We start from the raw sequence: 22409 nt of genomic DNA, 5'->3' as shown, positions 1-22409 counted from the left end.
CCCGCATGGCAAGCGGCAAGGCCGAGCCCTGCGCAACGGGGCCGCGATCAGCTGTCATCGGTTTGTCACCGAAATATCGATCGTCCGTGCGCTCTTGCCCCTCTTCCGCCTCTGCCGGCGCGTGGATTGCCAGTTCGGCATCTCCGCGGACTCGGGCGCGACCATCAGTGAGGCGGCGAGCGCCGCGACGGCCGCGATGGCCGCCGTGCGCAGCGGGTAATCGACAATGGAATGCGCGAAAATGAGGCCGACCGCGATCGAACCGGCACGGGCCAGGGCATCGCCCCGTTCGCGAGCCCAGACCTGGCGGACCAGCGTCAGCCAGAAAATGAATGCCGCGACGATCAGCGCGATACCGGGCAGGCCATGCTCCAGCGCGACTTCGACATAATCGTCATGGGCATGATTGAGATATTCCAGCGACGCGTTTTCGGCATTCTCATATTCGGGATAGACGCGGGTGAAGGTGCCGCCGCCCGATCCGAATGGCAGATAGTGCAGCGAGGCGGCCGCCGTCGTGCGGATCGACTGGTTGCGCATATGGGGGTCGATGCCGCTCAGCTTGTCGCCGAGATCGTTCGATTTGATCGGCACCGCGATCGACGCGATGACACAGACCACACACAGCAGCGTGCCGATCTGCAACACCGGGCGGGGCACCACGCCGCTTTCGCCGCGCAGGAAGATCGCCACGCCTGCGAACAGGGTGGGCGGAAGAAGCATCCAGCCTGCGGCGGACTTCACCACCAGAATGCCGACCGCGATGAGCAGGCCCATGCAGCACGTGATCATCAGGCGGCCGACCTTCGACTCATCCTGCTTGGCATTGCGCTTGGGACTGACCGCCAGCGCGCTCACGAACGGCAGCGTCGTCAGCAGCAATGTGGCGAGGTGATTGCGGTTCGCGAAAAAGCCGACGACGCCGCCGAGATTGGTCACTTCATAGATATAATAAGGGGAGTCGGGCCCCTGCATTCTCTGGAACAGCCCGAGCAGGATCGACAGGATCGCGATCGCGACCAGCGCATAGACGGAAAACAGCCGCCCATAGCCGGACGACGCATAGACCAGCAGAATCATGGCGACGGGAGGGATCAGCGATGCGAGGGCGGACAGCGTGCCGTCTGGCGACAGCGTGACGGGCAGCCACGGTGCGCTCATGCCGAGCAGTGCATAGCCCTGCGCCTCCACGCCGCGCCCGGGCAGCAGCTGCCAGAGAAAAGGCGGCAAGGGCAGCAGCTCGAACAGCAACAACGCCGCCGCCGCGCCGAACAGGCAAAGTAGAAGGCGGGCCGGTCGCGGCAGCACCGGCAACGAGCCGGACAGGACCACCGTCAGGATGCACAATAGCCCGATCAGTTGCAGAGCGCAGTTCGCCAGAAAGCCAGCCGCACTAGCCCCTCCCAGCAGCAGACACAGCGTCAGATAGATGGGTGCCAGATATCGGCTGATCGCGCGCGACAACTATAAAGCTCCAGGCTTGATCCAGGAATGCAACGACGCCGGCACGCCGCTCCGCAGGATCGCTATCGACTGCGGAGCGCTGCAATATCGAAATCAGTAAAAACGATACCGTTCAGATGTCACGGGCTCGTAGGGCGATGACCGTCATGGCCGCTCGTCGCGACGGCAACGCCGACGCCCACCGCCGCGAGACCGCCGAGAGCGATCGCAATATTGGTGGGGCTGCGGAAGACACCCGCGTGCTGGGCGCCACCCTTGGCCGTGCCGCTCGTCGCATTCGACGGCGCGGAAGAATCGCCCGTCTGCGCCGCCATCGCCGGCCCACTGGCCGCGAGAGCCAGAACGGCCCCGAATATCATCATTTTAGCCATTAGAACCCCTCAAATTCTACCGCGCCGCAGCGGTTCCCAGATCGAGCCTAACAGGGCGACACTAAAGCTGCAACACTGCTCTTGACTGTGCGACCCGCAGGACTTGATCGCCATTATATATTCTCAGAAGCGCGTGAAGAGCGCCGCCAGAGGTACTGTCTGCAACAGCGTCGTCCAGAACAGGCTGGTCTGCTTGCCATCGACGACGACGATGTCGTTCGGATAGATCGTCGGATCAGGATCGATGCCGTTGCGGATCGTCGTCAGATCGAAGGCGGCGGCGTTGCGCTCCCCCTTGATCTGGCGAAACACCACGACCTTCTTCGGATTGGCCCCTTGCGAGGTGCCATGGGCCATCGCGATGGTCTTGAGGAGCGTCGTCCTGTTGCCGATCGGGTACAGCCCCGGCGTGCTCACCGAACCGTCGACCGTCACTTCGCGCGCCGCCGCCGCTTTCAGGACCACGGTGACCTGCGGATTCTGAAGATAGCGCGCACCGAGTTTCGCGGTGAGCTCGGCTTGCAGTTCGGCTGCCGTCTTGTCCGCGGCGGGAACCGATCCGATCAACGGCATGCTGAGATTGCCCGCCGCATCGACCGTCCGGTCGCCGGTCAGCGAATCCACGCCGAACACCGTCACCGTGACCACGTCGTCCGTTCCCAGGCGGTAGGTCGTCAGCGAATCGGTGTTCAAGGCCGGATCAGGTGCCGTAAAACTGGATGGATTATAGGCCATATGCCGGTCGCGCTGGGCGCAGCCGGCCAACAACGCCAATGCCATCAACTGCACCAGCCATCGGGTTCCTACGCGCAACCGCCAATCCCCACGCCCCGGACCTGGAATAAGTTCCGGCCCCCGATTTTTGTCTAGGTCAAACCCGATCGCCCGGCAAGTACCGGAGCAGCCATCGGCCTAGAGTTTCGCAGTCGTTGAAAGGAACCAGCGGGCGCTGCCCTCCAGCCCGATCGCAGTCAAAATGCCGCTCTGATACGCGCCCGTATCGATACCGATTCGATTTTCCCGCTCGGCGACGGTTTCGGTGATCGTGTGGCCGTGGACCACCATCGCGCCATGCGCGGCCTGACTCGTCAGGAATTCGTCGCGAATCCAGCGGAGATCGGCGCTGTTCTGCTCGGTGATCGGGACGCCGGGGCGAATGCCGGCATGGACGAACAGATAGTCGCCGATCGCGATCTTCTGTTCGGCGGCATCGAGAAAGGCCAATATGTCGCGAGGAATCCTCTGCTTCAGCAGCAGCGCGAGGTCGTGATAGTTTCCGCCATGGATCTCCTCGTCGGTCAAACCGAAGCTGGCCAGAGTGGTGAGGCCGCCGACCGCCAGAAGAGTGCGGATCGCCCGGCGGTCGCCGCGGCCGGCGAGGATGAACAGCTCCTCATGATTGCCCTTCACGAGGCGCCCCGTGCCCGATGCCAGCAGGTCTCGCGCCACCTGGACCGCACGGGCGGAATCGGGGCCGCGATTGACCAGATCGCCGAGCAGGATCACCGTCTGCCTGGCGGGGCCGCGAGCCGCATGGTCCTGCGCGATCATATCGAGCAAGCGTTCCAGTTCGTCGGCGCAGCCGTGGACATCGCCGATCGCATAGACGCGCTCGCCGGGCGGAATGGCGGGCGCGCTTGTCGGTTCGACATGGCCGGCTTTCCGGCGCAGAAATGATGGTATGCGCACTATGATGTCCGGAACGCTCAGGATGGCGAAACGTGCCGTCCTTCGCGTTCGCGTTTAGGGCCTTTCCGCCACGGAAGAAAGTGGCCGCGGGCAAGCCCCATGAAGCGCGGCTGGCGGCGGGGCCTCAACGGGCACCGAACCCGTTTGAGATGACCCTGAGCGTCTTCAGTGAGATCAGCAGATCGAGCCACGCCGAGAAGTTCTTGATGTAATAGAAATCATATTTGAGCTTGTCCCGAACCGCTTCGAGATCGGTGACATGCCCCTGATTGACCTGCGCCCAGCCCGAAATGCCGGGCCGGATGATGTGGCGATAATGGTAGAAAGGAATATCGCCTTGATACCACTGTGACAAAGGGATGGCTTCCGGGCGAGGGCCGATCCAGCTCATCTCGCCTTTGACGATGTTCCAGATCTGGGGCAGCTCGTCCAGCCGGCTGCGGCGCAGAATATGGCCGATGGCGGTGACGCGCAGATCGCGGTTTGCCGTCATCGCATCGCCGCGTGCGGCTTCGGACCCGGATTTGGCGCGGACATACATGGTCCGGAACTTGACCATTCGGAACGGCACGCCCCGATGCCCCATGCGCTCCTGGACGAAGAAGACAGGCCCCGGCGAGCTGAGTTTCACCAGCATCGCGATCACCAGCAAGGGGATCACAAGAAAGGGCAGGAGGAACACGACGCCGAGCAAGTCGATCGTCCGCTTGATATGGACGTAAGCGAGATTCGGCAGGAGCGAGCCGAAGCTGTTTTCGGAAAGATGGTCCATCGAGACCCGTCCGGTGAGCGACTCCATCAACACCTTGGTGTGATAGACGGCGTGGCCGGTGACGGCCGCCACCGCCAGCATATGGGCCCAGGCGTCGTCATGGTCATGCTGGAGGTCGGCGACGATCACCGCATTGGGATCGCTCGGCACGACCGGGGAGGTCAGCACGACCCAGTCGACATGGGAGGCTTCGCGCATCCGCTCGGTGCGGCCGAACGGCACCAGCCAGAAGCAGCGGCGCACGGTGCGCGCGATGTGCAATGCGGTGCCCAGCGCGATCAGCAAGGAGAGCGCAAAGGAAACCGACAGGAACAGCCGGTTATATTCGAGGCGCGCCAGAAAGAGCCCGGCCAGTACAAGCCCATAGCAGCTGGCGAAAGACGGCAGAATATAGGTGAATGCACGGGTTCCGGGAAAGGAGGATACCCGGCGGACGATCAGTGTCGCGGCGATAATCGCCAATGTGCCCCCGACGATGCTGTAGGTGACGCCGCGACCGGCACGGGTCTCGTCGCCAAGATAGGGCAGCAGCATGAGAGTCGGCAGCAATACGCCACCCAACAGGCCGAGCGCGAGTTGCACTCTCAGCTTGTCGATGACGCTCCCCAAACGCCCTACGACCGGATCGCGCAACATCAGCACGCACCGTTACCCTTCACGAAGCCCCCGGCTTATCCATTCATCGTGTCAACGGCCCGCCATCGGAAAGCCAGGATCTACTTTCGGCTATAATCTGGCTGATATCGGCCGCTGTCTACCTGCTATTTTTAGTTGCGGAATGATTTGCCGATGGCCGGATGGATTGGCGCGCTCCAGATCGCGGGAGACGAGCCACCTATTCCGGTGGACAAGCGACCCATCCTATTGGAAAGACAGAAAAGGCCGATTTGAGGGAATATGCGTTTCGACTTGAAATGAGTTCGTATCAATTGCTGTGCCGCACAAAATTCGCTAAATGCAATTTAATGCAGATCCGTCATCCACGGATCGAGTCGGAATTCGCCGGGGGGCGTCGTGACGGTCAACTCGGATATGGCACGACAGGATATTAAGCACCCTTCGTTCCAGGAGTTGGCGCTCCCCCCTCGTCGCTTGATTCATCGGCTTCAATTGCAGATCCTGCTGTTCGGGCTCGATATCGGCTGCCTGATCGCGGCGGCGGTCATTGCCAGTGTCGCCTGGCCGGGAAACCGTGAATTCTCTACCACGGCGCCGATTATATATGCCTTCGTCCTTTTCTATGTGCTGGCCAGCCTGAACAGCGGCGCGTTCGGCTCGGACGGGTTGGCGAGGCGGAAGAAGGGCGTCGAACTGGCGGTGCGATCGGTGCTGATCGCATGTGCGGGCGTCGTCCTGGCGGCGTTCTTCCTCAAGGCCGGCGAGCAGGTTTCGCGAATGATGCTGCTGATCGGCGGCATGTTGGGAAGTCTTTTCATCGGCGTGGAGCGGGTGCTCTTTCATACCGCCGTGCTCCATCGCTTCGGATCGCAGGTTAATAGCGAAATCCTGGTGGTGGATGGATGCGAATTGTCCTCGCCGCCGGGGGCATTCGTCATCGATGCCGCGTCGATGGGGCTGCGATGCGACCTGTCCGATCCTCTGATGCTCGATCGCATCGGGCGCCTGCTGGCGCCCGCCGACCGGGTGGTGATCGCCTGTCCCGCCGAATTGCGTCGCAAATGGGCGATGGTGTTGAAGGGGGCGAATATCGACGCCGAGATCGTCAGCCCGGAGCTGGGCGAAATCGGTCCGCTTGGAACCGGGCGTTTCGGGGATCATACCACGGTCGTGGTCGCGGCTGGGCCGCTCGATCTGCGCCAGCGCGGGCTCAAGCGCGCGCTCGATCTGGCGCTTGCCGGCTCTGCCTTGCTCCTGCTGTCGCCGCTGCTGCTGCTGGTCGCGATCGCGATCAAGCTGGATAGTGCAGGTGCGATATTGTTTGTCCAGACCCGCGTCGGACGAGGAAACCGTCTGTTCGGCATCTACAAATTCCGCAGTATGCGATCGGAAAGCCTCGATGCACGCGGGCACCGCTCGACCGGCCGGGACGACGAGCGGATCACGCGTGTCGGGCGGATCATCCGTGCCACCAGCATCGATGAACTGCCCCAGCTTCTGAACATCCTGCGGGGCGAGATGAGCTTCGTCGGCCCGCGCCCGCACGCCCTGGGATCGCTCGCCGGCGATCGCCTGTTCTGGGAAATCGACGAGCGCTATTGGCATCGCCATGCCTGCAAGCCGGGACTGACCGGACTGGCGCAGATCCGTGGGTTCCGCGGCGCCACCTTGCTCCAGTCCGATCTCATCAATCGCCTTCAGTCCGATCTGGAATATGTCACCGGCTGGACGGTGCTGCGCGATATCTCGATCCTCATCGCCACGCTGCGTGTGGTCGTCCATCGCAACGCTTATTGACCATCCTCGGCCGGCAAGGCTGGGGACGTTGTCGGAGGGTATTGGGGTCGGAGGGTATTGGGGTCGGAGCGTATTAGGGCGGAAGCGTCGCCGTCGATCGATCGATCCGGACGCGGGATGTCGATCGGTTGAGGCGGATCTGCCGCGAGCGGCCAACCCGACCCTCCCGAAAGCAATGCCGGCGGTCCAAATCGGGCCGGCTCGCGATCAGGCCATATCGAACAGGTCGGTCATGTTCAGATCAAGCCGCTCGATCTGCGCGCGTATCCTTGGCCACTCCACCTGCAGGAACTGCTCGCGAGCCCGACGGCGGAGCCGAACCGAGGCGCCTTGGGCGACGAACATGCCGACGCCACGGCGAACGGTGACGAGCCCATCATCCTGGAAGCTCTGATAGGCCTTCGCGACGGTCAGCGGATTGGCGCCATGCTCGGCGGCCAGCGACCGGACGGACGGCAACGCGTCACCGTCCTTATATCGTCCCTCGAGGATCGCGTCGGCGATCACGTCGCGCAGGCGGATATAGACGGGGCGATCATCATGGGCCATGCCGACGTGCTGTAGTAACACAGCATGGCGGGTCAAGCCGCTTTCGGCATCACCAGCACGAAACGATACTATCGTAGGACGGGCGGGGACGTTCTTCCGCATCCTTGCCGGCCGTGCCGAGGAAGAGGAAGCCCGCAATCCGCCCGCCGGGATGGCCGAGCCCTTCGGCCACCATAGGCGAATAGGCCGCCCAGCCGCTCAGCCAGCCGCCGACGAAGCCTTCCGCATGGGCCGCGGTCAGCATCGCCATGCACGCCGCACCGGCCGAAAGCTCCTGCTCCCACACCGGGATTTTGCTGCCGGGGATCGGCGTCGAGATCACCACCACCAGCGCGGGCGCCTGGCGTGCGAACTGGTTGATCGCCTCGACATCGGGTCGATCCTCGCTGCCATGTTCGCTGCGCCACGCCTGTTGCAGCAAAGTGGCGAATGCATCGCGCCGGTCCTCGCCGATCACCACGAACCGCCAGGGCGCCAGTTTGCCATGATCAGGCACCCGCATTGCGGCGGTGAGGACGCGCTGCATCTGCGCCGTGTTCGGGCCGGGGGCGACGATCTCGCGGGGCTTGCCCGAACGGCGGGTTGCAGCGAGCGTGGCGGGCGTGGACAGATCGTTGAGCATGGCAGCCGATTAGCAAAGTGGACGACGGCCGTCGACAGCGGGGGCGCCACAACGCCGACCGAGGAACGCAATATTCTTTCGCACCTCTTGCCGCCGCCGCCGCCATCGCTAGTCTGCGCGCCATGATCGGTGAGGCGTGAGATGCCCGCCCGCCAGCTATTTCGGAGCCTCAATGGTCCTTCCAGACGCAGACGCCACCTTCGCACCCCAATCCCCCGATGTCGCCCGCACGGACGGCGGCTCATGGTTGGGGCACCCACGTCAGCTTGCCCGGCTCTTCTCGATCGAGGCGTGGGAACGCTTCGGATTCTACGGGATGCGCGGGCTGCTGGTGCTGTATCTCAGCAAATTCTTCCTGCTCAGCGATCACCAGTCCAACGGCATCGTCGGGGGGTATCTCAGCCTGGTCTACCTCACGCCGCTGATCGGCGGCTGGCTGGCGGATCGCTATCTGGGGTCGAAGCGATCGGTGAAGTTCGGCGCGATCGTGATGGCGTTCGGCTATTTCCTGCTCTGCTTCGGCGGGCAGCAGGCCAGGCCCTATGCGACGATCGACGGCACCCGCTACGAGGTCATCCAGAAGCAGAGCGGCTCCGTGCTCGATTCGGGCGACGCCGTGCAGTCGATCGATCGCAACGGCCAGCGCCTGGTGATCCACGGGCTTCCCGATGGCTCTGTCCAGTTGCTCGCCGCCGATGGCCATGTCGCGGACACCATCGCCAAGGGCGCTTTCGGGTCCGGCGCGGATCGCTCGCCCTTCTTCGTCGCGGTGATGCTGATCGCGCTCAGTTTCGTCGTGATCGGCAACGGCTTCTTCAAGCCCAATATCTCCACCATCGTCGGCAGCCTCTACGGGCCGGGCGATCGCCGGCGCGATGCCGGCTTCACCATCTTCTACTGGGGCATCAACCTCGGCTCGATCGGCGGCCAGCTGGTCTGCCCGTTCGTGGTCCAGTATTTCGGCTGGTGGGCGGGTTTCCTCGCCGTCTCGATCGGGCTTCTGGTGGCCTATGCGATGATCCAGTTCGATGGCGGCCGGCTTGCCGGCTATGGCGAACCGCCGGTGAACGAGGGCCCGGATCGCCGGGTGCTGATCTATGCTCTGTCGATCGTGGCGGCGCCGCTGGTGTGGCTGATCTTCAGCAATGTGATGGACACGCCGGAGGCGGCCGCGGGCAGTGGCCTGTGGGGCTATGTCGTGGCGACGCCGTTCCTCGGCAAGGTGCTGTTCGCGACCTTCCTGGCAGCCGTGATCGGCATCCCGATCTGGTCCTGGAAGGCCGGTTCCCGCGCCGAGTTCCAGATGATGGTGGCGGCGATCATCCTCGTCGTGTTCAACGTCACCTTCTGGACCCTGTTCGAGCAGGCGGCGTCCTCGCTCACCCTGTTCGCCGATCGCAACACCACGCTGGAGCTGTTCGGTATCCCGATCTCGGCGCCGAACACGCAGCAGTTCAATCCGATCACGATCATCCTGTTCGCGCCGGTGGTCAGCTGGCTATGGCTGGCCCTGGCGAAGAAGGGGTGGGAGCCCTCGATCCAGGTGAAGTTCGGGCTGGCGCTGATCCTCGTCGGGCTGGGCTTCGTGGTGCTGGCGTCGAGCGGTTCCTTCGCCGGCGATGATTTCCGGGTGTCGCTGTGGTGGCTGGTGCTCACCTATTTCCTCCACTCGATCGCCGAGCTGTTCATCTCGCCGGTCGGGCTGTCGATGATCACCAAGCTGTCGATCGCGCGGGTGGTAGGCATGATGATGGGCGTGTGGTTCCTGTCGATCTCGATCGGCGAATATCTGGCCGGCGCCGCCGCCCAGGCCGCATCGGTGCAGACCATCGGCGGGCAGGTGACCAACCCGGAACTCAGCCTGCACACCTATCTCGGCACTTTCCTGACCGGCGGTGAACTGACGATCGGTGCCGGCATCCTGCTGTTGGCGTTGACGCCGGTGCTCAAGCGCCTGATGCATGGCGTTTCCTAACAGGGTCGGAATGGCGATCACGGCGGGGGCTCTGGCCGCCGCCGCGCCGCCGCCGCCGATGCCGCCCATGCCGGTCGATCCCGAACTGGCCGCATCGCTACAGGCCCTGGCGGCCAAGGATTTGCGGGTGGCGACGGTCGCCTATCGGCTGCAGACCGGTGGGCGGGCGCATTGCCCCAGACACACCCGCCTGTCCGGGCTGGTCGTGCAGGATGCCTCGCAATATCGCGCGGATCTCCGCCCGGCGGTGGCGCAGCTCTTCGGGCTGACGGATCTGCCGACGGTGACGGCGGTGGTGCCCGACAGCGCCGGTGCGGGGGCCGGCATCCAGGTGGGCGACGGGATCCTGTTGATGAACGGGCAGAGGCTCGCGGACGAATTGCCCGGGGTGACGAAGCGCAGCGCCGATGGCAGCCGCTTCTCGGCCTTGCTCGACAGGCTGGACACGGCGTTTGCGGCAGGCCCGGTGACGCTGGAACTACGCCGTGACGGCCAGCCGCTGACGGTGACGGTGAACGGGGCGGATGCCTGCCGATCGGCGGTCCAGCTCGATCTGTCCGGCGCCCGCAACGCCAGCGCGGACGGCCGCATCGTCAGCGTCTCGCAAGGCGTGCTCGATTTCACCCGCGACGATGACGAACTGGCCTTCGTGATCGGTCATGAGCTGTCCCACAATATTCTCGGCCACCGGGATTTTCTCGATACCGCGCATGTCAGCGACGGCGTGCTGCGCGGGATCGGGCGCAATGGCGCGCGGATCCGCGACACCGAGCGCCAGGCGGATTATTTCGGCGTCTATCTGACCGCCTGGGCCGGGTATGATCCTCATGCGGCGGCCCGGTTCTGGAAGCGGATGGCCCATGCCGATCCGCTGGGCGGGCTGTTCTCCGACGGCACCCATCCCGGCAATGGCGCACGGGTGCGCGATCTGGAGCGTGCCGCCGATGAGATCGATGCGAAGCGGGCCGCCGGACAGCCGCTCGATCCGCATTACCAGCGGAAGCGGTGATATCCGCCTGCTCGCCGGCCTATGTGCGTGGGAGGCGCCGGCCGTCAGAAAGCGCTGTCGAACCACAGGTAGAAGAACTCCGCGATCGGCACCGCAGCGACCAGCAACGCCAGCAGCATCTTGTGGCGGTATTGCGCCCGGCTCCGCCACGCCCGCGCATCCCGCGCCTTGCGGAGATCCTGATGGATGCGCGCGACGAGGATATCCAGATCGCCGGTCGGCGGCGGAGCCTCGCTGGAGTCGCTGGTCTTCATCGCGGGACGTTATCGCACCACGAAGCCATCGGTTCCATGGCCGGAATGCGACGGAGAGACGGTCCAGATGCAGGCAAAGACCTGCGCGATCTGACGTCAGCGCGGCGCAGCGGCGCGGCGTAGCCGGTCGTTGATCGCCATGCCGAGGCCGCCGTGCGGGATCGGCGCGATCGCGATGCCGGTCGAGGAAACGGCATCGGCGCGATGGAGCGCGTCGAACAGCCGGGCGGCAGCCTCCACCAGATCGCCTGACGCCGACAGGGTGTCGTCGCCGGCCACGGCGCCGAAGCCGATTAGCCATTCCCCGGCGCGACGCTCGCGGGCGTCGAGGCGAACTGGCTTGCCCGGCGCATAATGGCTGGAAAGCTGGCCGGGCGCCTCGATCGCGCCATTCTCCACCAGCATCACCGGCAGGCCCGATGCCTGTTCGAGTGCCGGGGCGTCGATCGGGCCGGGGCGGAGCAGGCGCAGCCGTTCGGGCTCGACCGCGACGATGGTGGATTCGAGGCCGTGCCGGGTCGGCCCGCCGTCGAGGATCAGGGGCACCCGATCCCCCAGCGAGGCGGAGACATGCTCCGCGCGCGTCGCGCTGATCCTGCCGCTGGCATTGGCGGACGGCGCGGCCAGCGGGACGCCGGCCGCCTCGATCAACGCCCGCATCGCCGGGTGGGAGGGCATCCGGATCGCGATGGTCGCAAGGCCGGCCATGACCAGCGCGGCGATCGGCGAGCCGGTGCGGGACGGCAGCACCATGGTCAGCGGGCCGGGCCAGAACGCCCTGGCCAGGCGGTGGGCGGCCGGCGGGAGCATGGCGAACGCATCGGCATCGGCCATGCTGCCGACATGGACGATCAGCGGATTGAACGAGGGGCGCCCCTTGGCCGCATAGATGCGCGCGACCGCCTCGCCATCGGTGGCATCGGCGGCCAGGCCGTAAACGGTCTCGCTCGGCACCGCGACCAATTGGCCGGCGCGGATCAGGGCCGCGGCCTGCGCGATGGCGCGGTCTTCGATGGGCAGGATCATGTCCTGCCCGCTACCGCACGCGCCGACGCTCCGCAATGATCGGCTGGAGGGGGTGGAACGGGCAGCGGATGCCGGTGTAAGAGGTCGTCCATTGACGAGGAGCGAGCATGGCGCGCAAATATTTCGGCACGGACGGCATTCGCGGGCGCACCAACGAAGCGCCGATGACGGCGGAACTGGCGATGAAGGTCGGCCAGGCGGCGGGCGCGCATTTCCTGCGCGGCGAACATCGCCATCGCGTGGTGATCGGCAAGGATACCCGCCTGTCCGGCTATATGATGGAATCGGCGCTGGTCGCCGGGTTCACCTCGGTCGGGATGGACGTCATCCTGTTCGGCCCGATCCCGACGCCGGCGGTGGCGATGCTCGCCAAGGCGATGCGCGCGGATATCGGCGTGATGATCTCGGCGAGCCACAATCCCTATCAGGATAATGGCATCAAGCTGTTCGGGCCGGACGGCTACAAGCTGTCCGACGAGGACGAACTGGCGATCGAGAAGGCGCTCGACAAGCCGCCCCGTCTCGCCTCGGCCGAGGAGATCGGCCGCGCCCAGCGCATCGAAGACGCGCGTGGCCGCTATATCCATGCGGTGAAGGCGACCTTCCCCGAAAATCTGCGACTGGACGGCCTCCGCGTCGTGGTCGATTGCGCGAACGGCGCGGCCTACAGCGTGGCTCCTGCCGCCCTGTGGGAGCTGGGAGCCGACGTGATCGCGATCGGTATCACCCCGGACGGCACCAATGTGAATGATGGCGTGGGATCCACCGCGCCCGAGGCCCTGCAGAAGAAGGTGTTGGAGACGCGCGCCGATATCGGCATCGCGCTCGATGGCGATGCGGATCGGCTGATCATCGTCGATGAGAAGGGCAAGATCATCGACGGCGATCAGATCATGGCCCTGATCGCGACCAGCTGGCAGCGCCGCGGCCTGCTGAAGGGCGGCGGCATCGTGGCGACGGTGATGTCCAACCTCGGTCTCGAGCGCTATCTGGCCGCCGCCGGCCTCAGCCTCCATCGCACCGCCGTCGGCGATCGCTATGTGCTGGAGGCGATGCGCCGCGATGGCTTCAATGTCGGCGGCGAGCAATCGGGGCATATGATCCTTTCGGATTATGCGACCACCGGGGACGGGTTGCTCGCCGCTTTGCAGGTGCTGGCCGAGCTGGTCGAGATCGGGCGGCCGGCGTCCCGGCTGCTCGCCTGTTTCGAGCCCTTGCCGCAGAAGCTCCAGAATGTCCGCTTCAAGAGCGGACAGCCGCTCGAGACGGACGGCGTCAAGGCGGCGATCGCAGCGGCCGAGCAGAAGCTCGCCGGCACCGGTCGGCTGGTCATCCGCAAGTCGGGCACCGAGCCGCTGATCCGGGTGATGGCCGAAGGGGAAGATCCCGCGCTCGTCGCGCTGGTGGTCGAGGATATCTGCGAAGCCGTGCGGCGCGCTGTCTGATGCTGGAGATGCGCCCCGATTGCGAACGCTGCGGCATCGACCTGCCCGCCGACGACGGCGGTGCGTTCATCTGTTCGCTCGAATGCACCTTTTGCAGCCCCTGCGCCGAAGCACTGGACGAACGCTGCCCCAATTGCGGCGGCGAGTTGCTCGACCGGCCGACCCGCGTCGGCAAGACGCTGAAGGCCTATCCCGCCTCCACCGCCCGCCAGCATCCGGCGTGACCATCTCGCGCATTCTCGTCATCGCCGGATCGGACAGCAGCGGCGGTGCGGGAATCCAGGCGGATATCAAGACGATCACCGCCTTTGGTGGCCATGCGATGACCGCTGTCACCGCGATCACCGCGCAGAATACGCTTGGCGTGGCCGCCATGCAGCGGATGGAGCCTGCCCTAGTGGTGGCGCAGATCGACGCGGTGCTGTCCGACATCGGCGCCGATGCGATCAAGATCGGCATGATCGGATCGGCGCCGATCGCCGAGGCGGTTGCCGATCGGCTCGCCATGGCCGACGCGCGGATGCCTTTGGTGTTCGATCCGGTGATGATCGCGACCAGTGGCGCGATGCTTGCCGATGACGCCGCCATCGCCGCGTTCGAGCGGCTGATGGCGATGGCGACGCTGATCACGCCCAACCTGCCCGAACTGGCCCTGTTGTCACCGGAAGGGGCGGAGGCATTGGCGGCGCGAACGGGGGCGGCGGTGCTCGCCAAGGGCGGTCATGGCGAGGGCGATCGTCTCGTCGACCGCCTCGTTCACCCCGATGGATCGACCGAGACGTGGATCGACGATCGCATCGAGACCCGCCACACCCATGGCACGGGCTGCACCTTGGCCAGCGCGATCGCGACCGGCCTCGGCAAAGGGGACGGGCTGGATCAGGCGGTGGCGGCGGCGAGGCGGCATGTTCGCGCGGCCATCCTCGCGGCACCGGGGCTGGGGAGGGGCAGCGGCCCGCTTGGCATGCCGCAGCGCTGATAGTGCGGCGCGGCCAGCCGCCGGCGATCGATCCGCATTTCTGTCATGCAAGAGTAAAAAGCCGGGCGATGTCGATGACATTGCCCGGCTTTTCGTTGGCGTGCCGGATCGATCCGTTATTGGCCGACAAGATCGATCGTGGTCGGCTGGCCCGACAGCGGCACAGAATAGCCGCCCCGTTCCAGCGCTGCGCCCGGCAGCGCATAGGCCTTGGCACCGGCCGTGGTGGTTTCGAGGAAGACGCGCGCCTGCGGCGTCGTGGCATCGGCAGGATCGAGCGTCAGCATGATCTTGCCGGTGGCCGGCGCATAGTCGGCGCTGGCGATCTTGCCGGCTTCCAGCGTGATCCACAGCCCGGCCGGCGCGATGAACAGCCGGCTGCGCGCGCCGTCCTTGGGCACGATATGCTCGACGCCGGTCGCCTCGCTGAGATTGCCGCCGAAGCCGAGCCAGCCGAGCGTCGGATCCTTCACCAGATAGGTCGCGGCGGCATAGGCATGGCCGAAGAAGCCCATGCCGTAATCGCCGGTATAGCTGTCCCACTTCATCATGTCGGGCCAGCTGTGGAAAGCGGCCGAGCTGAAGCCGCTCTGGTCGATATTGGTGATCCCGCCCATCATTCCGCCATAGGCGACGCGCAGCAGGTGCAGATCGGCCGGATCGTGGCGATAGGCGTCGAACAAGGGCACGGCGTTGAGGGTCGAGCCATAATGGTGGATCTGCCGCTCGATCCGCGAGACCTTGCCGCCATAGAGGAAATCCCAATAGCGGCGGGCATCGCCATTATAGCCCCAGCTCGGGATCGTCGGATCATAGCCGAGGATCGCGTCGCGGGTCTCGTCGGCCTGCTTGTCATAGCCGAAATAGCGCATCCAGGCATAGACTTCGGGCTGGCCGGTCGAATCCCACGCCATCTCGCTGCCGAACGGATAGGCCAGCGTCTTCCAATGATCGGCGCGGCCCTTCATCTGGGCCTCCATCTTCGTCGCCTCGCCGGTCATCCCCTCGCGCTTCAGATCCTTCAGGATATCGACGAAGACGTCGCCCTCCATCAGGCCGAACTGGGTGTAATAAGGCGCATCGCGCATCATCGCATCGACAGTGATGGTGGCATGGTCGAGATACCAGCGCCAATCATGCGCGGTCACCAGCCCCGGATGGTTGCGGGCGAGGCGGTACAGCACCCAATAGCCGATCGCGACGTGCGGATAGTTGTAGGCGCGGCCGAGATCGCCGGCATCCTTCTTGGACCAGCTCGTCCAGTTCTTCCAATTCTCGGTCGGGTCGTAATAGCCGGGATGCTCGCTGGGCTCGTAATAGAAGATGCTCTTCTTCACGCCGCCGGCATGCTCGCCATCCTTGACCTGAAGCGTGCCGAGCACGGTCTCGTCGATCAGTCGTTCCAGCTTGGCGACCTCGGCCGGATCGGGATTGTCGAGCTGCTTGGAGATCGCCGCCACCCAGCTGCCGGCGCCGCCTTCGTCGCTCATCCCCGAGATCCACACGCGCGGTTCCTGCGTCACGATCTTGTCGGCGTCGCGATCATAGGTGAGGATCGCCGGCGAGCGGTGAAACGGATCGCTCTTGTCGTCATACCATTGCTTGGTCGTGGCGAAATGGCCGAGATCGGCCATCGTCTGCTCCAGCGGCTTGGTGACGAAGTAGCTGATCGTCTGCACCGAACCATCGACGTAGGTGATGGTTAGGCGCGAGCGCCCCCATTGCCGCCCGCGAACGCTGTAGCGGGCATAGCCGTTGATGCTGCCGTCCGCCGTGGCGACGAGCGCGCCATCGGGATAGCTGGCGATGCTGGCGACGCGCTGCGGGCTCTTGAGGAACAAAGTCGCGTCGAGGTCCATCGGCACGACATAGCCGGGGATGCCGATTGCGACCGGCCGCTTCTGCGCGACCAGTGTATCCTCGATCTTTTCGATCGCGGGAGACTGGACGAAGCGCAGGCCGATGGTGCGATGCTCGCCGGGCGCGAGGGTGAAGCTGGTCGGTGTGTTCCACTGCTCGCCGGCCTTGCTCCACTCCTTGTCGGCGAAGCCCTTGCTGGCCACCGTCCAGTCGTAGAAGCCTTCGGATGTCTGGTCGCGCGGGCTGCGATCGGAGAAAATGTTGGGAGCATGGCCGCGATAGGCGACGTCGATCGGGCGATAGGCCTCGAGCGGGGTGTCCTTCTCCGGCAACACCAGCAGGCTCGGCCCCTTGCCGTTGAGGCGCGTAACCTGGAGATAGCCGGCGTCGCGGCCGATATAGGGATCGGTGAAGCTCGCCTCGGTGTGGGCCTGTTCCAGTGTGCGATCGCTGATGATGTTGTCGAACACCATCGGCATACCGAGCGCGCCGATCTCGACCGGCGCCTTGGAGCGGTTGATCAGCGTGAAGCGGAGGGCGGGCACGCCGCCCTCGTTGACCCAGCGCCGCTCGACGGTGAGCGGGATGCCCGCGCCCATGCTGGCGGTGATGTCGGCGGCGGCGAGCAGCTTGCCACCACTCTTCAGGGCGGCGATCGGCTTGCGGAGATGGGCCGAGGCGAAATCCTGCCAGTCGCCACCGGCGGTACGCAGCCGCAGGTTGAGATCGCCGATATGGACATAGCCGTCCGCCTGCCGTTCCGCCTCGCGCGCGCCGGGCACGAAATCGAAGGCGGGCTCGCCGGCGGGGGACAGGCGCGCGAGCGTCTGGGTGTCCTGCCGCAGGGCCAGAACGAAATTGCCGACCTTGAACGATGTCGTCCGGATCGGGGGATAGCTCGGCTTCTTCGGCTGGGCCTCCTGCGCGGAGGCGGCCGGCAGGACGGGCAGCGTCGAGACGGTCGCGATCGCCAAGGCGATGGGGAAGAGCGCGCGGGATGTCATCTTGTGCGGGGACATGGTGATCTCAGCGATTGGAAGTGGGAGAAGGGGCGGCCTGCCCCGCGGCGTCGATCTCGGCCTGGCTCGGCGGCGTCTCGTCGAACAGGTTCTGGACGAAATAATTTCTGAACTTGCGCCAGAAATAGGGCGGCATCGCGCAATGGCTGGCATTGGGCAGGATCACGACATCGACGTCGCGGCCGGCATCGATCAGCGCCTTTTCCAGCCGATAGGCCTCGGTGACGGGCACATTGTCGTCGATGTCGCCGTGGACGATCATCAACTTGCCCTTGAGCTGGCCGGCGACCGACATGTTGGACACGCGATCCCACGTCGCCGGATCGGCATCGCCCATCGTCACCTCGGGCCACCAGGCCTTGTCGAGCCGGAGATCCTGATTGCCCGACGTCGCCACCGCGACCTTGAAGAAGTCGGGGCGGCGCAGGATGAAGCGCGCGGCGTCGTAGCCGCCGGCCGAGCAGCCATAGACGCCGGCCTTGTCGGTATCCATGTACGGATAGCGCGCCGCCATCTGGCGCATCATCGCGATATGATCGTCGAGCCCGACTTCGCCCATGTTGCGATAGGCGGGAAGGCGGAAGGCCTGGCCGCGATCGGAGGTGCCCCGCGCATCGATCATCACCACGATCGCGCCGAGCTGGGCGACGCTGTTGGCATCCTGCCGGATCGCGCGGGACCAGCCGGTCGGCACGATCGACATGGTCGGGCCGGTATAGACCTCATCGATCATCGGATAATGCTGCGCCGGATCGAAATGGGCCGGGCGGAAGATCATGCCGTAGAGCGGGGTCTTGCCGTCGGCGGCGACGCCCTGGAAGGGCTCGGGCAGGGTGAAACCGGAGGCGAGCAGGGCGCGGGCATCGGCCTTGCCCAGCCGGCTGACGATGTGGCCGTCGCTGAGGTCGCGCAGCACCGTCTCGGGCGGCGTGGTCGGGCTCGACATCACGTCGATGCCCCAGCGGCCGTCGTCCGACAGAGTGACGTGGTGATCGAGCGGTTCGGGGGTCAGCAGGGTCGGCGTGCCGCCCTCGGTCGAAATCCGGTACAGGCCGAGCCAATAGGGGTTCCAGCCCGGCTCGCGGCCGGCGCCGGTGAGCAGGATCGACTGGCGGTCGGCATCGACCCGTTCGACCGAACGGACTTCCCACGCGCCATGGGTGAGCGCGGTGCCGCCATCGGGCGCGTCGGGCTTGACCAGATAGAGCTGGGCCCAGCCCGAACGCTCCGAGATCACCAGTTCGCCGCCCAGCTCGGGGGCGGGCTGGAGCGAGGTCGCGGTGATCGTCACCAGCGGCTTGTCGGTCTCGCGCGCCACGACCCTGGCGGCGCCGGTCGCCGGATCGATGTCATAGGCGTCGATCTGGCCATAGCCACGCGCGGTCCAGTTGGCGCGGGCGCGATCGCCGATCCATTCCATGTCCGGCGCCGCCGGATAGAGCAAAGCTTCCGCCGGCATCGCGACCGGGACGATCTTGGCGGCGCCGCGCGCGAAGGCGGCGGGGACATCGATGATCAGCCGGGTCGCCATCGGCAGTTTCTCGGCGCCGGCGAGCGGATAGACGTAGCTGAAGCTGCGCGGATAGAAGCTGCCCGGTGGATTCTGCTGCGTCATCGTCAGCCGCTTCACCTCGCGCGTGTCGAGCCGCCAGGTGAAGATCCGCTTGCTGTCCGGCGACCAGGCGAGCGAGACCGGCTGGACCGGATCCTCGGTGCCCTGCTTCAGGATATCGGCGAGTTGGGAAATGTTGCGGCCATAAGGCTGGTCCCGCGTGCCGTCGGTGGTCAGGGGGAGCTCGCGGCCCGATGCCGTATCGATCGCGACGAGATTGAAGTTGCGCGCGACGATGCGATAGCGACCATCGGGCGAAAGCCCGTCGGCCGGCTCCGCGGCGAGATCCGCTCCGGCGGTCAGGGTCTTGCCCTGACTCAGCGTCCAATGCTTTTGCCACGAGAAGGTGAGGGTGCCGCGTGCGGGATCGACCTTGGCATCGTCGAGCGCGAATTCCGTGGCGCGGACGGGGTGGCCGAGCTGCTGCGCCAGCAATTGGGCGAGCCTGCCGTCCTCGATGATGGCGCTGCCGGTGTTCGTGGCGATGTCGAAATAGCGGATCATGCGATGGCCGTCCGGGCCGCTACGGTAGAGGATGCCCTTGCCATCCGCCGTGAAGCTGGCCCGCAGGTCCGCATCGGTAACGAGCCCCGTCGTGATGCCATGGAGATACGCGTCGGCCAGATGGTAGCGATCGAGCATCGTCAGGGCCGCCGGCGCACTGCCGGCCGCCGATGCCGCCCCCGCCCCGAAGCCGGCGATCGCCAGCGCGATGGCGAGCGACGACGATGCCAAGCGGCGAACACGCTTGGCCGCGACATCGGACGGGGTGTGATGGAGAGTGCGCATGACAGCCTTACATCAGTCGCCGCCGGACTGGTCAAGGATATTATACGGTATATTATGTGTTGAATTCTATTCGAGGATGGCTTCAAACCCGCTTTGAATTGTCGGATTGACCTTCCGGCGCCAATTGCATAATCGTATACGGTATCTAGTTGGGACGATGAACATGATCGAGAGCAATCGCCGCGAATGGATGATGGGTGGAGCGGTCATCGCTCTTGCCGGGGCGTCGGGCAACGCATTGGCCAACGCTTCTTCCTCTTCGGGGTTGCTGCCTCGTTCGGCCAAGCCGCTGCCCTTGTCTGCAGTGCGACTGCGGCCATCGGATTATGCCACCGCCGTGGAGGTCAACCGCGCCTATCTGCTGCGACTGAGCGCCGACCGGCTGCTGCACAATTTCCGCAAATATGCCGGTCTCCAGCCCAAGGCGGAGATTTATGGTGGCTGGGAGGGCGATACCATCGCCGGCCATACGCTCGGCCATTATATGTCGGCGCTGGTGCTGATGTACGAGCAGACCGGTGACGCCGATTGCCGCAAGCGGGCGGACTATATCGTCGATGAGCTGGCCGTCGCCCAGCAGGCGCGCGGCAACGGCTATATCGGCGCGATGCAGCGCAAGCGGAAGGACGCCACCGTCGTCGACGCGATCGAGATCTTCCCGGAGATCATGAAGGGCGACATCCGGTCGGGCGGCTTCGATCTCAACGGTGCCTGGTCGCCGCTCTACACCGTCCACAAGCTCTATGCCGGCCTGCTCGATATCCATGGCAGCTGGGGCAACCCCAAGGCGCTGGCGGTGCTGATCGCCTTTGCCGGCTATTTCGAGCCGGTGTTCGCCGCGCTCGACGATGCGCAGATGCAGGAGATGCTGAGCTGCGAATATGGCGGCCTCAACGAGAGCTATGCCGAACTCTACGCCCGCACCGGCGATCGCAAGTGGCTGGCGACCGCGCAGCGCATCTATGATCGCAAGGTGCTCGATCCGCTGGAGGCCGGGCAGGACAAGCTCGCCAATTTCCACGCCAACACCCAGGTGCCCAAGCTGATCGGGCTCGCCCGCATCTACGAGCTGACCAACCAGCCCGCGCCCAAGGCCGGGGCCGGCTTCTTCTGGCAGGCGGTGACGCAGCATCACAGCTATGTGATCGGCGGCAACGCGGATCGGGAATATTTCTCCGAGCCGGACACCATTGCCGACCATATCACCGAACAGACCTGCGAGCATTGCAACAGCTATAACATGCTCAAGCTCACCGAGCATCTCTACGGCTGGAACCCGGACGGCGCGCTGTTCGACTATTATGAGCGCACCCACCTCAACCACATCATGGCGGCGCAGGATCCCAAGACCGCCGGCTTTACCTACATGACCCCGCTGATGACCGGCGCGGTGCGCGGCTATTCGACGCCGGACGACGATGCCTTCTGGTGCTGCGTCGGCACCGGCATGGAGAGCCATTCCAAGCATGGCGCGGCGATCTTCTGGGAAGGCGGCAACGCGCTGCTGGTCAATCTTTACATCCCGTCGGAAGTCCACTGGAAGGCGCGGGGCGCCGATCTGGTGCTGGACACCCGCTACCCGTTCGAGCCGCAATCGCGGCTGACGCTGACGACGCTGGCCAAGCCCGGCCGCTTCCCGATCGCGCTGCGCGTGCCGGGCTGGGCGAACGGCAAGGCGGTGCTCACCGTCAACGGCAAGCCGGTGCTGCCGACGTTCGCGCAGGGCTATGCGATCCTCGAGCGCAAGTGGAAGCAGGGCGATGTCGTCACCATCGACCTGCCGCTCGAACTGCGGACGGAGGCCGCGGCCGGCGACCCCGACACCATCGCGATCCTGCGCGGGCCGATGGTGCTGGCTGCCGATCTCGGCACCACCGACGGCGACTGGAACAAGCCCGATCCGGCGATGGTCGGCGACGATGTGCTGAGCGCCTTCTCGGCGACCGATGCGGCCGCCGGCACCTATGCGACGCACGGCGTGATCCGCCCGGCGGACCTGACCTTCGTGCCCTTCTATCGCCAGTATGAGCGGCGCAGCGCGGTCTATTTCAAGCATTTCACCGAGGCGAGCTGGAAGACCGAGGAGGCCGCCTATGTCGCCGATCAGGCGCGGCTCAAGGATATCGCCGCGCGGTCGGTCGATGCCGTCCATCTCGGCGAGATGCAGCAGGAGCATGACCACAAGCTGACCTCGGACATCTCCTATCCGGTCACCTATCGCGGCCGGAACGGGCGCGATGCCCGCTCGGGCGGCTATTTCGCCTTCGAAATGAAGACCAAGCCCGGGCCGCTGATCTTGCAGGCGACCTATTGGGGTGGTGAGCGTGGCAACCGGTTCGACATCCTGGTCGATGACGTGAAGGTCGCCACCCAGACGCTGCACGACGACAAGCCAGGCAAGTTCTTCGACATCGAATATCCGCTGCCGGAGGCGCTGACGCGGGGCAAGAGCGTGCTGCGGGTCAAGTTCCTGCCGCATGATCGCAGCACCGCGGGCCCGGTCTTCGGTGTCGTTCTGTTCACCGCGAAGCCGGGAGCGACCGCGTGACGGTGGCGGAA

Annotated in this window: 18 protein-coding genes; 8 read left to right on the top strand and 10 right to left on the bottom strand. The window is 65.3% G+C overall.

The annotated features are described in order from the left end of the window. Positions 1-54: 54 nt before the first annotated feature. Complete coding sequence (locus PBT88_RS11375; RefSeq protein WP_270075462.1) at positions 55-1464, bottom strand: O-antigen ligase family protein; 1410 nt, start codon at positions 1462-1464, stop codon at positions 55-57. 137 nt (positions 1465-1601) lie between these two features. Here PBT88_RS11375 and PBT88_RS11370 point away from each other — a divergent pair, with 137 nt between their 5' ends. Then, on the top strand, positions 1602-1838 hold the full coding sequence (locus PBT88_RS11370; protein WP_270075461.1) for a hypothetical protein: 237 nt from the start codon (positions 1602-1604) through the stop codon (positions 1836-1838). A gap of 120 nt (positions 1839-1958) precedes the next feature. Here PBT88_RS11370 and PBT88_RS11365 read toward each other — a convergent pair whose 3' ends face one another. From PBT88_RS11365 to PBT88_RS11355, 3 genes are all read right to left on the bottom strand, one after another. Beyond that, complete coding sequence (locus PBT88_RS11365; RefSeq protein WP_270075460.1) at positions 1959-2528, bottom strand: polysaccharide biosynthesis/export family protein; 570 nt, start codon at positions 2526-2528, stop codon at positions 1959-1961. A 219-nt stretch (positions 2529-2747) separates the two neighbouring features. Continuing rightward, positions 2748-3524 (bottom strand): metallophosphoesterase, encoded by a 777-nt coding sequence (locus PBT88_RS11360; protein WP_270075459.1) that lies wholly within the window; start codon positions 3522-3524, stop codon positions 2748-2750. A 124-nt stretch (positions 3525-3648) separates the two neighbouring features. After that, positions 3649-4932 (bottom strand): sugar transferase, encoded by a 1284-nt coding sequence (locus PBT88_RS11355; RefSeq protein WP_270079239.1) that lies wholly within the window; start codon positions 4930-4932, stop codon positions 3649-3651. A 474-nt stretch (positions 4933-5406) separates the two neighbouring features. On the opposite strand from PBT88_RS11355, the gene PBT88_RS11350 reads away from it, so the two are divergent. After that, positions 5407-6711, top strand: coding sequence for a sugar transferase (locus tag PBT88_RS11350; RefSeq protein ID WP_270075458.1), 1305 nt, complete (start codon positions 5407-5409; stop codon positions 6709-6711). Positions 6712-6918: 207 nt separating this feature from the next. Here the strand turns inward: PBT88_RS11350 and PBT88_RS11345 are convergent, their stop codons facing one another. Then, a complete protein-coding gene (locus tag PBT88_RS11345) occupies positions 6919-7260 on the bottom strand; it encodes a GntR family transcriptional regulator (protein WP_270079238.1) in 342 nt (113 codons plus the stop codon). Between the two features lie 49 nt (positions 7261-7309). After that, positions 7310-7882, bottom strand: a complete 573-nt coding sequence (locus PBT88_RS11340) for a nitroreductase family protein (RefSeq protein WP_270075457.1) — start codon at positions 7880-7882, stop codon at positions 7310-7312. Positions 7883-8054: 172 nt separating this feature from the next. Between PBT88_RS11340 and PBT88_RS11335 the strand changes: the two genes are divergently transcribed. Beyond that, entirely contained in the window at positions 8055-9857 is a 1803-nt protein-coding gene (locus PBT88_RS11335; RefSeq protein ID WP_270075456.1) for a peptide MFS transporter, read from the top strand. A gap of 10 nt (positions 9858-9867) precedes the next feature. After that, positions 9868-10866: a M48 family metallopeptidase gene (locus PBT88_RS11330; RefSeq protein ID WP_270075455.1), complete on the top strand. Its 999-nt coding sequence runs from the start codon at positions 9868-9870 to the stop codon at positions 10864-10866. Between the two features lie 44 nt (positions 10867-10910). Here the strand turns inward: PBT88_RS11330 and PBT88_RS11325 are convergent, their stop codons facing one another. Next, on the bottom strand, positions 10911-11120 hold the full coding sequence (locus tag PBT88_RS11325) for a hypothetical protein (protein ID WP_270075454.1): 210 nt from the start codon (positions 11118-11120) through the stop codon (positions 10911-10913). A gap of 96 nt (positions 11121-11216) precedes the next feature. After that, on the bottom strand, positions 11217-12146 hold the full coding sequence (locus PBT88_RS11320) for an L-threonylcarbamoyladenylate synthase (RefSeq protein ID WP_270075453.1): 930 nt from the start codon (positions 12144-12146) through the stop codon (positions 11217-11219). Between the two features lie 107 nt (positions 12147-12253). Here PBT88_RS11320 and glmM point away from each other — a divergent pair, with 107 nt between their 5' ends. Genes glmM through thiD form a run of 3 tightly spaced genes read left to right on the top strand, consistent with a single transcriptional unit; the run spans position 12254 to position 14570 of the window. Then, positions 12254-13591 carry a phosphoglucosamine mutase gene (glmM, locus tag PBT88_RS11315; protein ID WP_270075452.1) on the top strand — a complete coding sequence of 446 codons (1338 nt, stop codon included), beginning with the start codon at positions 12254-12256 and terminating at the stop codon, positions 13589-13591. Further along, a complete protein-coding gene (locus tag PBT88_RS11310) occupies positions 13591-13815 on the top strand; it encodes a DUF1272 domain-containing protein (RefSeq protein ID WP_270075451.1) in 225 nt (74 codons plus the stop codon). The genes glmM and PBT88_RS11310 overlap by 1 nt, the downstream gene beginning before the upstream one ends. After that, complete coding sequence (gene thiD / locus PBT88_RS11305; protein WP_270075450.1) at positions 13812-14570, top strand: bifunctional hydroxymethylpyrimidine kinase/phosphomethylpyrimidine kinase; 759 nt, start codon at positions 13812-13814, stop codon at positions 14568-14570. The genes PBT88_RS11310 and thiD overlap by 4 nt, the downstream gene beginning before the upstream one ends. A 116-nt stretch (positions 14571-14686) precedes the next feature. Here thiD and PBT88_RS11300 read toward each other — a convergent pair whose 3' ends face one another. Together PBT88_RS11300 and PBT88_RS11295 are read right to left on the bottom strand one after the other, a co-directional pair. After that, positions 14687-17434 carry a DUF5695 domain-containing protein gene (locus PBT88_RS11300; protein WP_270075449.1) on the bottom strand — a complete coding sequence of 916 codons (2748 nt, stop codon included), beginning with the start codon at positions 17432-17434 and terminating at the stop codon, positions 14687-14689. Positions 17435-17456: 22 nt separating this feature from the next. Then, positions 17457-19850, bottom strand: coding sequence for a S9 family peptidase (locus PBT88_RS11295; RefSeq protein WP_270075448.1), 2394 nt, complete (start codon positions 19848-19850; stop codon positions 17457-17459). A gap of 163 nt (positions 19851-20013) precedes the next feature. On the opposite strand from PBT88_RS11295, the gene PBT88_RS11290 reads away from it, so the two are divergent. Then, positions 20014-22398 (top strand): glycoside hydrolase family 127 protein, encoded by a 2385-nt coding sequence (locus PBT88_RS11290; RefSeq protein ID WP_270075447.1) that lies wholly within the window; start codon positions 20014-20016, stop codon positions 22396-22398. The last annotated feature ends 11 nt before the right edge of the window (positions 22399-22409 follow it).

The organism is Sphingomonas abietis, assembly GCF_027625475.1.
GTDB classification, from domain to species: Bacteria; Pseudomonadota; Alphaproteobacteria; order Sphingomonadales; family Sphingomonadaceae; genus Solisphingomonas; species Solisphingomonas abietis.
The sequence above is the reverse complement of the archived record's forward strand: the minus strand, read 5'-3'. Positions and strand labels throughout refer to the sequence as shown.

Bases quoted from the DNA above. Each gene is read 5' to 3' on its own strand.
- glmM (WP_270075452.1), top strand. From the start codon at position 12,254: ATGGCGCGCAAATATTTCGGCACGGACGGCATTCGCGGGCGCACCAAC.
- PBT88_RS11320 (WP_270075453.1), bottom strand. From the start codon at position 12,146: ATGATCCTGCCCATCGAAGACCGCGCCATCGCGCAGGCCGCGGCCCTG.
- PBT88_RS11355 (WP_270079239.1), bottom strand. From the start codon at position 4,932: ATGTTGCGCGATCCGGTCGTAGGGCGTTTGGGGAGCGTCATCGACAAG.
- PBT88_RS11295 (WP_270075448.1), bottom strand. From the start codon at position 19,850: ATGCGCACTCTCCATCACACCCCGTCCGATGTCGCGGCCAAGCGTGTT.
- PBT88_RS11300 (WP_270075449.1), bottom strand. From the start codon at position 17,434: ATGACATCCCGCGCGCTCTTCCCCATCGCCTTGGCGATCGCGACCGTC.
- PBT88_RS11340 (WP_270075457.1), bottom strand. From the start codon at position 7,882: ATGCTCAACGATCTGTCCACGCCCGCCACGCTCGCTGCAACCCGCCGT.
- PBT88_RS11325 (WP_270075454.1), bottom strand. From the start codon at position 11,120: ATGAAGACCAGCGACTCCAGCGAGGCTCCGCCGCCGACCGGCGATCTG.
- PBT88_RS11290 (WP_270075447.1), top strand. From the start codon at position 20,014: ATGATCGAGAGCAATCGCCGCGAATGGATGATGGGTGGAGCGGTCATC.
- PBT88_RS11345 (WP_270079238.1), bottom strand. From the start codon at position 7,260: ATGGCCCATGATGATCGCCCCGTCTATATCCGCCTGCGCGACGTGATC.
- PBT88_RS11335 (WP_270075456.1), top strand. From the start codon at position 8,055: ATGGTCCTTCCAGACGCAGACGCCACCTTCGCACCCCAATCCCCCGAT.
- PBT88_RS11330 (WP_270075455.1), top strand. From the start codon at position 9,868: ATGGCGATCACGGCGGGGGCTCTGGCCGCCGCCGCGCCGCCGCCGCCG.
- PBT88_RS11370 (WP_270075461.1), top strand. From the start codon at position 1,602: ATGACCGTCATGGCCGCTCGTCGCGACGGCAACGCCGACGCCCACCGC.
- PBT88_RS11310 (WP_270075451.1), top strand. From the start codon at position 13,591: ATGCTGGAGATGCGCCCCGATTGCGAACGCTGCGGCATCGACCTGCCC.